This is a genomic window from Paenibacillus sp. PAMC21692 (assembly GCF_014303795.1).
Taxonomy (GTDB): Bacteria; Bacillota; Bacilli; order Paenibacillales; family Paenibacillaceae; genus Pristimantibacillus; species Pristimantibacillus agaridevorans.
This window is the reverse complement of record NZ_CP060293.1, coordinates 8,473,096-8,487,257: the sequence shown is the minus strand read 5'-3', so window position 1 is coordinate 8,487,257 and position 14,162 is coordinate 8,473,096. Positions and strand designations below refer to the sequence as shown.

Here is a 14,162-nt window from a genome sequence, read left to right as displayed (position 1 = left end):
CATAGCAGAAAGGAAGGTTGTACGATGAAACCCTTATACGTGCAGACGGATGTGTTAGTCATTGGCTCTGGCGCAGCCGGCATGGTGGCGGCGAAAGCGGCGGCAGACAAAGGATCAAGGGTTGTGCTAGCGGATAAAAGCATTATTGGGCGCGGCGGTGCGACTGTGCTTGCCCAAATGACTGTAGCCGTCGCATTGGGAGAGGCTGAGGAGGACCATCCCGATATTCACTTCGAGGATACTATGAAAGGCAGTCGGGGCATGGCCGATCCTGATATTGTTAGAACGATTGTCGATCGCGGACCGGAATTAATTAATGAACTGGAAGGTTATGGCGTAAAGTGGGCTCGTACAGCCGAAGGTATCCGATCTCAAGTAGTGGCACCAGGTCACTCGCGAAGACGCTGTGTTTATGTAGATATACTAAATACGGGCGGAGCAACTTCTGCCGGACTGCGAAGAGCCATCTGGAAGGATAAAGCGATCGAGCGCATCAAAAATATGATGATTACAAAAATCGTTGTAGAAGATGGACGAGCCGTTGGCGCGATCGGCTTCTCCATCGAGCAGCTGCAGCCCGTCAAAATTGATGCTAAAGCGATTATTTTGGCAACGGGCGGCCTTACCGAGATCTACGAGCGCAATAGCGCCTCGGCGAATATGACGGGGGACGGTTTCGTGCTTGCGGCAGAAGCGGGCGCCGAGCTGCGTGATATGGAGATGGTGCAATTTTTCCCTATCGCCCATTTGCATCCCCCGCTTGTCGGGATTGACCCTATTATGTGGGACCCCTTTCGGTATAAACTCGGCGGTCGTTTGTTAAACGGTCTGCAAGAAGAATTTATGGATCGTTACAATAACGAGACTTCCGGTGTATATACGGCGGCACGCGACCAAACTTCCTTTGCTATATTTAGCGAGGTGAAAGAGGGCAGGGGTACGCCGCATGGCGGAGCTTATTTGGATTTCAGGATGGTACCGGAGGCCAAGCTGAAAGAGGCCTTTGGATCGACGATTGATCTATTGAGCAGGCAGGGGATTGATCTGACAAAAGATTTGGTGGAAGTTGCTCCAATGGCTCACTTTACGATGGGCGGCATTAAAATAAATACGCAAATGGAAACGACGATTGAGGGGCTGTTTGCGTGCGGCGAATTGATTAATGGTATGCACGGAGCCAATCGCTTGTCCGGAAATGCGCTTACGGAAGCTTTTGTATCGGGGCGTATTGCCGGGGAGCAGGCAGCAAGGCTCCAAACCTCGGTGACCTGGAGCGATGAGAGAGTAGAAGAGGAATTCGCAAGATTAGAGGATTTGTGGCATCCACGTCAGGTTGCTCAGGACGAAGGTTCCATGCTTGCCATTAAGCACGAGCTTCAAAAGGTGATGTGGGAGGGTGCCGGCCCGCTGCGAACGGAAGAGAAGCTTGTCGCTGCCCGCCAACAGCTGGCCGCGCTGCGGGACAGGGTTATCCGCACGGCCCTTGCGAAATCTTCGGCTTATGTACTGGGCTTCGTTGAAAAGGTAGAGCTGCTTCATATGATTATGCTTGGCGAAGCCATTGTTGAGGGAGCGCTTTTGAGGAAGGAAACGCGTGGAGCCCATGTTCGACTGGATTACGAGCAGCCGTATGAGCAGCCCGTTAGTATTCAATATAAACGGCACAGGGATGGCGCTTGGGAACTTCATTCTCATCGCATATCCAGCGTGTAACCTAAAGTAAAGGGAGTGAAGTGAAGTGGCGCTGATCACTTTAAATGTGGTACGCGGCGATACTCAGACCGGTATGCGTACGGAAAGGTTTGAAGTTCCTTACAAAGAGGGCATGAGTTTATTGGATGCGATCTTGTGGCTAAGGGAATTTAAAGATCCATCGATCGCCGTTAGATATTCGTGCCGTTCCGCCAATGCGTGCAGGGAATGTATGGCTGTAGTGGATAACAAAGCCGGGTACTTATGCAGCATCCGCGCAATTGCGGATTCGGAGGTTCTAATTTCGCCAGTATCAGGTTTGCCTTGGATTAAGGATCTGGTTACATCTATTGATTAAAAAACAAGGAGTGGTAGAGGAATGAAAAATACAAACCGACTTACCTTAATTATGCTAGTGATGGCCGTGTTTTTAGCGGCATGCGGCAGCAATGACAAAGGCGGCAATTCTTCGGAAGCAGGGGCCATTACTTTAAAAATTGCCCACGTAGGTTCTACAACGCATCAATACCAAATTGCGGCGGATAAATTCAAAGAAATCGTCGAAGCGAAAACGGACGGAGCGGTAAAGGTGGATATCTACAACAATGGCGTGCTTGGCAACGAAAATGAAACGGTTGAACAAGTCATGGACGGGACGTTGGATATTACGGCAGTTGTCGCGGACAGTTCCTTTGCCAACATTGTCCCCGAGATGAATGTATTCGGTATCCCTTATTTGTTCCGCAACCTGGATCATGTGTATAAAACGCTGGACGGAGAAATTGGACAAGAGCTGATCGGAAAAGCAAACGATAAAGGGATGAAGTTCCTTGGATTTTGGGAAATCGGTTTCCGCCATTTTACCAATAATAAAGTAGAGATCAGCAACCCCGAAGATATGGCAGGCCTCAAGATTAGAGTTCAACCGTCCAAAGTATGGGATGCCCACATGGCCGTTTTAAAAGCCAACGGCACTCCGCTTGGGTTTAACGAATTATATTCCGCGATGGACCAAGGCGTCGTAGATGGCCAGGAAAATCCTTTGAATACGATTTACTCCATGAAGTTCTATGAAGTACAAAAGTATTTATCCTTAACGGGTCACACTTATTCTCCGGCAGCGGTCGCGATGAGCAACAAGGCATGGAAAAGCTTGTCGGCCGAACAACAAAAAGTAGTAGAGGATGCATTTAAAGAAGCGCAGTTGTTCCAACGCGAGCAGCTTGCCGAGATTGACAAAAATATTATCGAAGAGATTAAAGCAGAAGGCGTCATTGTTACCGAGCCTAATATCGATGCGTTCCGCGAACTAACCAAAGAAGTCAAGGACGTGCTTTCCGATCAAGTTCCGGCAGAGCTTGTCGAGCGTATCGGCAATATTCAATAACCGCTAATTTTGGGCAGAGTGAGCCTTGCTGCTTACTCTGCCCAATCGTTTCCTAAGAAAGGAAGTTTACAGTGAAAAACAAACTACATTTCTTAAGCTATACGCTGGAGTTTCTAACCTGTTCATTTCTGTTGATTGCGGTTCTGATTACAGCGATACAAGTCATGTGCAGATTCTTGTTTGACCTTTCCTTTTCATGGTCTCAGGAAGTATTGATGATCAGCTTCGTATGGTTTGTTTTATTCGGCGCAGCCTTAGCGGTTAAACATAAAGAGCATTTAAAAATTGATTTGGTAGAAAACTTTCCTTCTTCCATTCGAAAGTTATTTAAAATGATTGAGTTTATTGTGATTTTTGCTTTTCTTTTCGTTTTTATTTATTACGGTATTCTGCTGATCCGCGATAATTTCCAATCGGGCCAAACGGTAGGATTTCTCCCGTTGCAAGTTGCTTATGTATATATGGCTATTCCCATTAGCGGTCTGTGTATGCTTTATTACACTGTGAAGGACTTGATGAGAAAATGATCTATTTAATCCTGGTAATGTTTCTTTTGTTTTTCATCGGAGTTCCGATTGCGTATGCATTAGGTTTTACTTCTATATTAGCGATTTTGTTTACCGATCCTGATTTACTCATAAATGTGCCGCGCAGAATTTTTCGAGGGATAGACAGCTTCTCGTTAATTGCGATTCCCCTGTTTATCATGGCAGGAGAAATTATGTCCAAGGGCGGAATTTCAGCGAGATTAATTCGGTTTGCCCAAACGTTGGTCGGGCATTTCCCGGCAGGGTTAGCCATGGTTGTCGTTCTGGCGAGCATGTTTTTTTCCGCCGTTACCGGCAGTGCAATCGCAACTGCAGCGGCAATCGGCGGCATGTTAATTCCGGTTATGAAAAAAGAAGGCTACGATATAGGCTTTTCATCGAGTTTAGTAGCGACCTCTGCTATATTAGGTCCCATCATTCCGCCAAGCATCTTTATGGTGCTGTATGGCGTAATGGCCAATGCATCCATCGCCGATCTGTTTATGGCGGGAGTTATGCCGGGTGTCTTAATCGGGCTTGGGCTGCTCGGGTATTGTTATTATATCGGCAAAAAAATGAACTATAAAGGAAGAGAAACGCGCGCTACGGGCAAGGAAGTCGCGACGGGGTTAAAGGATGCGTTTTTGGCCTTGTTAATGCCCACAATTATGGTTGGAGGCATTTTATCCGGTTTGTTTACGGCGACGGAGTCCGGGGTTATTGCGATCATCTATTCTCTTATTATTGCCATCTTTGTATATAAGGAGCTTAAACTTAAGGATGTCCTTGATATTTTGCTTACAACCTCCAAAATATCCGCAGCCATCATTTTATTAATTGGGTCGGCTTCCTTGTTTACATGGTTGTTATCCTATCATCGTATTCCGGACCAACTGATCGAGCTGCTGGGACCGTTTGCCGAAAATCCTTTTATGCTGCTGCTTCTCATGAATGTTATTCTACTTATTGCCGGAACCTTTATAGATGCGATTAGCGCGCTGATGATCTTTACGCCATTGTTTTTGCCATTAGCTTTGGCAGCAGGTATTGATCCCGTGCATTTAGGCGTCGTGATGGCGGTTAACGTATCGATCGGGCAGATTACTCCGCCTGTAGGTGTATGTTTGTTTGTTACATCTTCTATTGCCAAGATTAAGGTACCGCAGATGCTTCCGTTTATTTGGCCCAAGTTGATTATCTTGTTAGTGATTCAAGTATTAATTACTTATGTACCGGAGGTCAGCCTGTTCATTCCTGACTTTTTTAATCGTCTTACGGCTGGCTGATTATAGATGCAGAAGCACACCCAAGCGGGACGACAAGTCCTTGCGGGGTGTTTTTTTTAATCCGGGTTTATCGCAAGCACTTCGATATTAATGCAGGATCAACTGTGCAAGAGTTGTGTATGCTGGACACGCCATTGGCCGATGATGTAAATAGAGCGTCTGGGAGAATGGCGCTATGTCCATACCATGCTTGACTCTATTGCAAGCTCATATTTTGTGGGAATAGAATACCGCCTGCGCTATAATGACAGGAAGAGCGTTATTACGGAGAGGCAGGGGCTGCAAAATGGAGATTGTTGTCGACAGAGGGCTGACATGCGAGTGGATGCGACACGATGTAGTGAACTATGCCATGCAACAAAATTACGTACCAATCGTACAGTGGATCTCGCTCGGCAATCATTCGGACAGCAGCTTGCATGCCGTACGGTTGACCGTTGCTAGCGAGCCTGAATTCGCCAGCGTATGGACAAAATCGATTGATGTCATTCTGCCAGGGCAGACGATAGATATCAGCACGGTGTCTATCGAGGTATCGGGCGTTTTCCTGGCGAGTCTAACGGAGAGACTCGCAGGTACTCTTACGCTGGAGGTAACATGCGGGGAGGATGTCGTCTACAGGGACAGTTCGCCTCTGTCGGTGCTGGCCTACGATCAATGGGCCGGACTTGCTGTCATGCCGGAGATGATAGCTGCGTTCGTTATGCCCAATCATCCGATCACGGCGCGGGTGATACGAGAAGCGGCGCCTTATCTGGAAAAGTGGACGGGGAGCTCCGCATTCGACGCTTATCAGAGCAACAATCCCAATCGGGTTCGCCATCAGGCAGCCGCGGTTTATTCGGCGATTCAAGACATGCAAGCCACTTATATCGTCCCTCCGGCAAGCTTCGAGGAGGTTGGTCAGCGCGTCAGACTGCCGGATGCCGTTGCGGGCAACGGAATGGGCAGTTGCCTGGATCTGACCTTGCTGTTCGCCGCTTGTCTGGAGGCGATCGGTCTGCATCCGCTGGTCGTGTTCACCGAGGGACATGCGTTCGCGGGCGTTTGGCTCATCCAGGAATCCTTTTCGGAGAGCGTACAGGATGACAGCTCGCTGCTTACGAAGCGGCTTGCGGCCGGCGTGCATGAGATCAGCTTGGCGGAGTGCACCATGATGTGCGAGGGCAGCCGAGCTTCCTATCAAGAGGCGGAAAAGACGGCAGCCAATCATCTTAATGCCCCGGAGCTGTTCTTCGGCTTCGTTGACGTTAAGCGTGCTCGCGCCAGCTCGATCCGGCCGCTTCCGATCCGAATTCAGACGGCGACCGGGTTCGAGATCGTAGAGGAGAAAAAGGACGCTAATTATCGAGTGACGGGGGAAGCGCCGACGGAATTGGCCATTCTCGAACGGCCGGTCGAGGTCTCCGCCATAGCGATGACGAAGCAGAAGCAGTGGGAGCGCAAGCTGCTCGACCTGACGCTGCGCAATACGCTGCTTAACTTCCGTTTCACCAAGTCGGCGCTGCCGCTTCTTCAACCGCGACTGGGTGAGCTTGAAGACGCGTTGGCAGAAGGGCAGGAGTTTCAATTGCTGCCCAGACCGTCGGATTGGGATAATCCGATAAGGAGCGCAGAGTTGTTCCGCAGCGTTAGCAAGGATCATCCACTCGGCGCGTTGATCTACGAAGAATTTCAGCATAAGCGCCTGCGCGGGGATGTAAATGAACGTGAGCTCGCGGACAAAACCGTTCACCTCTACCGTTCGGCCAAGCTCTCGATCGAGGAGAATGGGGCGAACACGCTTTATCTGGCCCTGGGGCTGTTGCAATGGTACGAGTCTACAGCCAGCGAGCTGCCCAGGTACGCTCCGATTGTGCTCGTGCCGGTCGAGATCGTCCGCAAATCCTCGAGAGCCGGATTTATTCTCAGGGCGCGAGACGAGGAGCCTCAGATCAACATTACGCTGCTGGAGATGCTCAGACAGGATTTCGGCAGCCACATCGGCGGTCTGGATCCTCTTCCAAGGGATGAGAAGGGCATCGATCTGGGCGGTATCTTTACGACGATCCGGCATGTCATTATGAATATGCCCCGGTGGGATATTGTGGAGTCCGCGATCCTTGGTTTGTTCTCGTTCAGCCGCTTCGTCATGTGGAACGATATACGCAGCCGTTCGGACGAGCTCGCCAAAAACAAAGTCGTCGCCAGTCTCATGGCGGGCCGCATGGAATGGGAGCAGACGGATACTTTTCCCGAGCCTTCTAAGCTGGACGAGCTGTTCCCGCCGGATCAATTGCTGCTTCCCATCAGCGCGGATTCTTCGCAGATCTCCGCGGTTAGCGCGGCAGGCAGCGGCCGAAGCTTCGTGCTCCACGGTCCGCCGGGCACGGGCAAGTCGCAGACGATTACAAATATGATCGCATCGGCGTTGGCCGGCGGCAAGACGGTCTTGTTCGTGGCGGAGAAGATGGCGGCGCTCAGCGTCGTGCAGAGCAGGCTCGAGAGCATCGGACTCGGCCCGTTCTGTCTGGAGCTTCACTCCAACAAGAGCACCAAGAAAGCAGTGCTTGAGCAGCTGCGCCGAACGCTAGAGACGGCGCGGACTTCGTCTCCAGAGGAATGGCGAAGACTGGCGGATCGGCTCGCGGCATCGAGGCGGGAGCTGAATAGCCATGTCGAGTCCTTGCATAAGCCATACGGCTTCGGCTCTTCGTTGTATGAAGCCATTAGTCGTTATGGATTGGTTAAGACTGCCCCGTCCGTGATTACTTTGGAGCCTAGTGTTGTTGGCAGCTTGGACAAGGATTCGTATATGGCGTGGAGCGACCTCGTTCGAGAGCTTGCCGTTGCCGGCGAAGCGACAGGCCATCCTCATGGCCATGCCTGGTCGGATGCAGCAGTGTTGACCTATCATCCTCAGCTGCGGACGGGGACGGAAGAGGTTCTTGCAGCCTACAAAGCTGCTACTACAGGTGTGAAGCGGGCTTATGAAGAAGTATGCGCGTTGCTTGCCCCTCCTGCTGGAGGACCTTCTTCTCCGGTGCTGTTGCATACCTGGCATGTCGTCCGCGAATTAATGGCTGCGCCTCCGGTTATTTCTGTCGGTCTGCTTCGCGAAACCGATCTGGAAGCCGCCGGCACTGTAGTACTTCGGGCGATCCGGCATGGCAGGGCCAGAGATGAAGCGAAGCAGAAGCTATTGGCGCTATTTGCGGCGGAAGTGTTGACCTATGACGCCGGCACCGCCCTGCAGGAGTGGAAGAAAGCCCAGCTCAGCTGGTTCTTGCCAAGACTGCTGAAACAGAATCGGATATTCAAGCTGCTTAGAGGCAAAGCAAATGCTGGAGCAGCGCTTCAGAAAAACGAGACGGAGGGGCTTCTGGAGCAGATTATCGCATATCAGACGGAATCGGCAGAGTTGACCTCGATGGAACCCGCCGTCGCATCTCTGCTTGGTCCGCTTTGGAATGGCGGAGATGCGGATTGGGAGGCCGTTCAAGCGGTCCATGTCTGGATACTGGCGCTGAACGAGAAGCTGCTGCAGCTGTACCAGGAAGCGCCCGCGGCGAAGATGGCGAGAGTACGGCTTGCGGATGCTTATGCTGCGGGCAAGAGCGTGTTCGACGGGAAGCACGGGCATATTTTAACAAAGTATACGGCCAGCTATGAGGAGTTCCAGCAGCAGGAAAAGGGGCTCGCCTCCTTGCTGCAGTTGGATCTGGAGGCCATGGACGGCAAACGCGGAGAGCAGCCGTGGTTCGAGTACCGGGCTTCAAAGGCTCAAACATGGCTAGAGCATGTAGGAGCGCTGAGGGATTGGTGCACATGGAGGCAAGTACGCGATCGTGCCTTATCGGCAGGCTTGTCATCGGTTGTAACGGCCTATGAGAGCGGACAATTGCGCCACGATGAGCTGCAAGCGGCCTTTGAGCAAGCTTGGAACAAAGCAGCCATCGCGTATATTCTGGAGAATGATCCGGGGCTGGCTTCGTTTTCCGGGCGATTGTTCGAGGAGAAGATCAAGTCGTTCCAGGAAACGATGGAGACGTTCGAGCAATTGACGAGAGAAGAGATCGCGGCCCGTCTGGCTGCGAATATCCCGTCGATCGGCAATCAGGCCGCCTCCAGCTCGGAAGCGGGCATCCTGCTCAGGGCTATTCGCAGCGGGGGCAGAGGCTTGTCCCTGCGCAAGCTGTTCGAGCAAATTCCGAATCTGCTTAATCGGCTATGTCCGTGCGTACTCATGAGTCCGATGTCCGTAGCGCAATATCTGGATCCGAAGTACGCGCCGTTCGATCTTGTCGTCTTCGACGAAGCGTCGCAGTTGCCTACCAGCGAGGCCGTCGGGGCGATGGCGAGAGGCAAAAATGTCATCGTCGTCGGCGATCCCAAGCAGTTGCCGCCGACCAGCTTCTTCTCCGGCACCAGCGGCGAAGAGAGCGACGAAGTCATCGTACCGGAGGATCTGGAGAGCATCCTGGAGGACTGTTTGGCGCTTGGCATGCCGCAGGACCATCTGCTTTGGCATTACCGAAGCCGGCATGAGAGCTTGATCGCGTTTAGCAATCGACATTTCTACGAGAATAAATTATTGACCTTCCCGTCTCCAATGGAGAGACAATCCAGCGTGAAGTGGCATCCCGTCGGAGGGTTCTACGACAGAGGGAAGACGAAGCAGAACCGCGCCGAAGCGGAGGCCGTCGTGCAAGAGATTGCTCGCCGACTAAAGGATCCCGTGTTAAGCAATCGCAGCATCGGAGTCGTCACCTTTAACTCCATCCAGCAGACGCTGATCGAGGATATGTTGGACGAAGCGTACCGGCGCGATCCCGAGCTGGAGACTGCGGCAGCCAAGCTGTACGAGCCGATTTTTATCAAAAATCTGGAGAACGTGCAGGGAGACGAACGCGATGTCATCCTTTTCTCCATCGGATACGGCCCCGACGCCACCGGCAAGGTCGTCCTGAACTTCGGACCGCTGAACCGCGACGGCGGCTGGCGCAGGCTTAACGTTGCCGTCTCCCGGGCGCGCCACGAGATGCATGTGTTTTCCACGCTGCGCGCGGATCAACTGGATGTGTCCCGGACCCGTGCGGAAGGAGTAGCGGCGCTCCGCTCATTTCTGGAATATGCGGAGAAGGGGACGTCCGCGCTTGGCGTGGGTCTGGAAGAAGTGAATCACCGGATACAAGGCATAGAGACGGAAATTGCGGAATCGTTAAAGAAGGAAGGCTACAAGGTCGATCTCCACGTCGGCACCTCCGGCTACCGGATGGATCTGGCCGTCGTCGATCCGACTCAGCCGGATACGTATCTGCTCGCGGTATTATGCGATGGCAACGGCTATAGGACGGGCAAGACGGCAAGAGACAGGGAAGTGCTGCGCGGCCAAGTGCTGCGTCAACTGGGCTGGAGCATCCATCGGGTATGGGCCATGGATTGGTTGGATAACCCGGAGAAGGAGATTCAGCGCATCATCGCTTCGGTGGAAGCGGCGAAGGAGCGTAAGGCTGCGGCAACTGCAGCGAATCAGGTGTCGAATTCGGCAAACGCCGGGAACCCTCCGGGCAATTCGGACGACGAGACTGCTCAGTCCTCTTCTCCAGAGTCAGCGGGTTCAGTAGAGAGAGTGGAGGTAGCGCAACAAGCGCTTGATTCGCCGCCGGCCAGCAGATGGCGCACCTCGTATCAGCCCGTAAATCTGGAGCAGATCGCCTCCAAGTCATCCGAAGAGTTCTATATCATCTCCTCCAGCAGGCTTGTGAAACAACAGCTCGCGAGTGTCATCGAAGGAGAGGGCCCCATCAGCCGATCGCTGCTGACTCGCCGAGTCATCCAAGCTTGGGGAATGACCCGGTCCGGAGCGCGGATCGAGCGCCATCTGGAGAGCTTGCTGTCTTCGCTGCCTTTCCAATCTACGGCTTGGGAAGATAGCATCTACTATTGGCCGAAGGATATCGATCCCTCGCAATATGGCGTCTACCGGATTAGCGAGAACGACTCCGACCGGAGGAGCGCGGAGGATCTGCCTCCCGAGGAGGTCGCGAACGCCGTCCATGAAATTCTTTTTACCCATGGTAGCCTCTCTACGGATGATCTTGTCCGAGAAACGGTAAAGCTGCTGGGCTATGCCAGAACCGGAGCCGCGCTGGACAAGGCGGTTAGGAACGGCATTCAAGTTGCGGTGGATCGCGGATTGGCTACGGTGGAGGATGGCAGGGTTTCTTTTGGAGTGAAATAGCAACAAAACCCGACCAGATGAGGTCGGGTTTTTGCTATCTTTTAGGATGAGAAGAGATGATAATCAGGTTTCAGATATCAGTTTGCATCGGTTGCAAGATTATGCCATAGACGCAATAACAACGTAGTCGCTTCCGCCCTTGTGGCGGGATGCATGGGGCTGAACCGGTTGCCGTCGCGTCCGGTCACCAGTTCCCTCTCTGCGGCGCCTTGGACGTAACCTTTGGCCCATGCAGGAATTTCCGCATCATCTGCAAAAGAGGTGTCTCCCGGCTCCAAATCCCACTTTAATGCCCTTGCCATCATGACAACCATCTCCGAACGGCTCACCATCTGCATCGGTCGAAGCGTCTGGTCCGGATATCCCTGCAAGATGCCGTTCTTGAGCGCTGCGCCAATTACATCTGTCGCCCAGGCGGGAATTTGATCCCGATCGATAAAGGTCAGCTCGCTTCCCGCAGGCGCGGAATCGATTTCCAGCGTACGAAGCAGCATAGCCGCAAACTCGACGCGGGTAATATTTTTTTGAGGCTGGAATATTGTCTCCGATGGGCCTTCTACAATTCCAATATGCAAGGCTTCGCAAATGAGAGATTCTGCCCAATGACCCTTGATATCACGGAATGTACAAGCCGGCACCTCCGGCGGCAATTCTTCAATCTCTGGCAGACGTTGAATTGAAAGTTTATAGATCTTGACCGTGCCGCTCTCGGCTCTAACCGCAATTTCAAACTCATTGTTTCCCTCGTCAAGAGCGATCGTCTTGCTTCCGGCAAGATTAACTTTATTGATGGAAACAGAGGCATTCGCATCCGAAGGAATCGCCTTGATCGTGACCTCGTCAGCCTTCGTTTCCGTTTGATAGCTGGTCGTGCCAGCCGCGAATGTCGGCGTTAATGCCAGTTCTTCGTCGGCGCTTGTAACGGTCAGAACCGAGAGATTCGCGTTATCCGAAAGCTGTGGCTGGGGCTGAGGAGGGGCGGACTGTCTCCAAATGGCGTACAAGACCATATCGCGAGTCAATGTGACGGTATCTTGGGCTTGATAAGTTTCGCCGCTGCCATCCGCAGCCGTATTCCATCCCTGAAAGAGGTACCCGCTTTTCGTCCAGTCCGCGCTCTTCTCCAGAATGTCCACTTGCGATTCGAAATGGTAGGAGTAGCTCCGATACTGTTCGCTTCCGTGATCCGTGCCGTTCCCAACATAGGTGATAAAAGCTTGAATGGTGCTCAAATAGGGGTAGCCATTATGATGGGGCCACTGAATGGTCCAAAGGGTATTATCGAAGTTCCAGCCCTCGTAGTTCGATCCATCCTTCATTTCCTCGGAGGTCAGGCCTTGCCCATTCGTATCCGATTGTCCCGAAGTTTCCATGTCATAGTAACTGCGGGTAATGCCCCCGTCTTCATTAATGCCGGCCAAACCGCCGACGGATACAAGGCCTGTTACGCGCCCGATCGCAAAGCTGTTTTCGATGGTCGCGTTTTTATTATCTCCAACCAATCCCCCAATGGAATCGCCGTACGCGCCGTAAATGCATACGGTCGAGTCGACAATGCCCGTTACCGCGCCTGTTGCATAGCTATTGCTGACAAGCGCATCGTCGCTATCTCCTATCAATCCGCCTATATCATTGCAGCCTTCCACATTCCCGACGGCAAAGCTGGCGGAGACGACAGCGTCTTCCAGTTCGCCAACCAAGCCGCCGACATCAAGCTGACCGGAGGCATGGCCTGTAGCATAACTGAAGGATATATTCCCATTATCGTTTAAACCGACCAGACCGCCTGCAATCTGGGATCCAATAACATTGCCCGTAGCATGATTATTGAGGAGCTCCGAGTCCAGGGCCGCTCCCGCGAAGCCGCCGGTATATAACGATCCCGTGATCGTGCCTGTAGCATAGCTGCTCGTAATCGTGGAGCCTTGTATCAACCCGACTAACCCGCCGGTGTGTTCATCGCCATTCACATTGCCGGAAGCATAGCTGGTGGATAGAGTCGCGTCAACATTGGCGCCTACCAGACCGCCTACATATTTAGTGCCAACGACGTTGCCGGCAATATTGCCAACCACGTTGCCAGTGGCGTGGCTAACGGCTATATCCGCGCCATCTTGATTAATGCCGGCCAAACCGCCTAAATCTCTTTCGCCGACGACATCGCCGGAGGCGCTGCTGTTCATTATCGTTCCGTTATCCTCATTAGCCCCGACCAAGCCGCCTACTTCTCTCTGTCCGGTGACGTCTCCTGTCGAGTGGCTTCGGACGACAGTTGACGTATTCCATCCGACCAGACCGCCGACCTCTCTCGTACCTTTGACAGTGCTGCTGGCATGGCTATCCGTCACCGAGCTTGCGGAGTTCGTGCCGACCAGGCCGCCTACTCCTCCTTCTACTTTTACTTCTTCAACCTCCTCTGCTCCCCCTCGGCCTTCCACATAGCCTGCCGCATAGCTGTTGGATACATTACTATCAACGCCCAAATAACCAACCAGACCGCCTACCGCATACTCACCGTATACGATCCCTGCAACGCCGACGCGATCAATAACCGCCCCGTCAACTGCTCCTGCCAATATGCCTGTATTGTTTCCCCCTCTAACTTCAGCATCTTCGATGACCAGATTCCGGATTTGGCCGTTTGCACCGACCACGCCAAACAATCCTGCAGGCTCATCAACTGCGCGACGATCTATCAATAAATTCGTAATTGTAAAATGCTGTCCATCCAATGTCCCTGTGAATGGACTCGTAGAATCCCCGATTGGCACCCATTCCGTGCTTGCGTTGTAAGCGCTCATGTCGATATCATTCATCAACACAAAGTGGCTGTCCGGATGGTTCCTTATTCCGCTCAGCTGTTCTGCCGACTCAATTTGAAAAGGGGCTTCCGACGTTCCGTCTCCAATTTCAAAGTCCCCTGGCGCCGCGTAGGATATGCCTCCGGACACAAACAGTCCTGGATAAGCTCCAAACATTAACATGAACGCAAGAAAAACCGTCACGCTTCGTTTTTTCCAATTCCTCATCATGTACCTCCTGCTTCT

At 52.5% G+C, this 14,162-nt stretch carries 7 protein-coding genes; 6 read left to right on the top strand and 1 reads right to left on the bottom strand.

All coding sequences use genetic code 11. The annotated features are described in order from the left end of the window. Window positions 1-24 precede the first annotated feature (24 nt). The 6 genes from H7F31_RS33560 (at window position 25) to H7F31_RS33535 (ending at window position 11,115) form a co-directional block, all read left to right on the top strand. Window positions 25-1,713, top strand: coding sequence for an FAD-binding protein (locus tag H7F31_RS33560; RefSeq protein ID WP_187102405.1), 1,689 nt, complete (start codon window positions 25-27; stop codon window positions 1,711-1,713). A gap of 25 nt (window positions 1,714-1,738) precedes the next feature. Further along, a complete protein-coding gene (locus tag H7F31_RS33555; RefSeq protein WP_187102404.1) occupies window positions 1,739-2,050 on the top strand; it encodes a 2Fe-2S iron-sulfur cluster-binding protein in 312 nt (103 codons plus the stop codon). 21 nt (window positions 2,051-2,071) lie between these two features. Continuing rightward, complete coding sequence (locus H7F31_RS33550; protein ID WP_187102403.1) at window positions 2,072-3,079, top strand: TRAP transporter substrate-binding protein; 1,008 nt, start codon at window positions 2,072-2,074, stop codon at window positions 3,077-3,079. Between the two features lie 71 nt (window positions 3,080-3,150). Then, entirely contained in the window at window positions 3,151-3,606 is a 456-nt protein-coding gene (locus H7F31_RS33545; protein WP_087567451.1) for a TRAP transporter small permease, read from the top strand. Next, window positions 3,603-4,892, top strand: a complete 1,290-nt coding sequence (locus H7F31_RS33540) for a TRAP transporter large permease (protein WP_187102402.1) — start codon at window positions 3,603-3,605, stop codon at window positions 4,890-4,892. Before H7F31_RS33545 ends, H7F31_RS33540 begins: the two co-directional genes overlap by 4 nt. A gap of 286 nt (window positions 4,893-5,178) precedes the next feature. Beyond that, entirely contained in the window at window positions 5,179-11,115 is a 5,937-nt protein-coding gene (locus tag H7F31_RS33535; RefSeq protein WP_187102401.1) for an anti-phage protein ProA, read from the top strand. Window positions 11,116-11,192: 77 nt separating this feature from the next. Here the strand turns inward: H7F31_RS33535 and H7F31_RS33530 are convergent, their stop codons facing one another. Next, a complete protein-coding gene (locus H7F31_RS33530) occupies window positions 11,193-14,144 on the bottom strand; it encodes a GLUG motif-containing protein (RefSeq protein ID WP_187102400.1) in 2,952 nt (983 codons plus the stop codon). Between the last annotated feature and the right edge of the window lie 18 nt (window positions 14,145-14,162).

Coding starts and splice junctions, on each gene's coding strand:
- H7F31_RS33530 (WP_187102400.1), bottom strand. CDS start 14,144: ATGAGGAATTGGAAAAAACGAAGCGTGACGGTTTTTCTTGCGTTCATG.
- H7F31_RS33550 (WP_187102403.1), top strand. CDS start 2,072: ATGAAAAATACAAACCGACTTACCTTAATTATGCTAGTGATGGCCGTG.
- H7F31_RS33560 (WP_187102405.1), top strand. CDS start 25: ATGAAACCCTTATACGTGCAGACGGATGTGTTAGTCATTGGCTCTGGC.
- H7F31_RS33535 (WP_187102401.1), top strand. CDS start 5,179: ATGGAGATTGTTGTCGACAGAGGGCTGACATGCGAGTGGATGCGACAC.
- H7F31_RS33540 (WP_187102402.1), top strand. CDS start 3,603: ATGATCTATTTAATCCTGGTAATGTTTCTTTTGTTTTTCATCGGAGTT.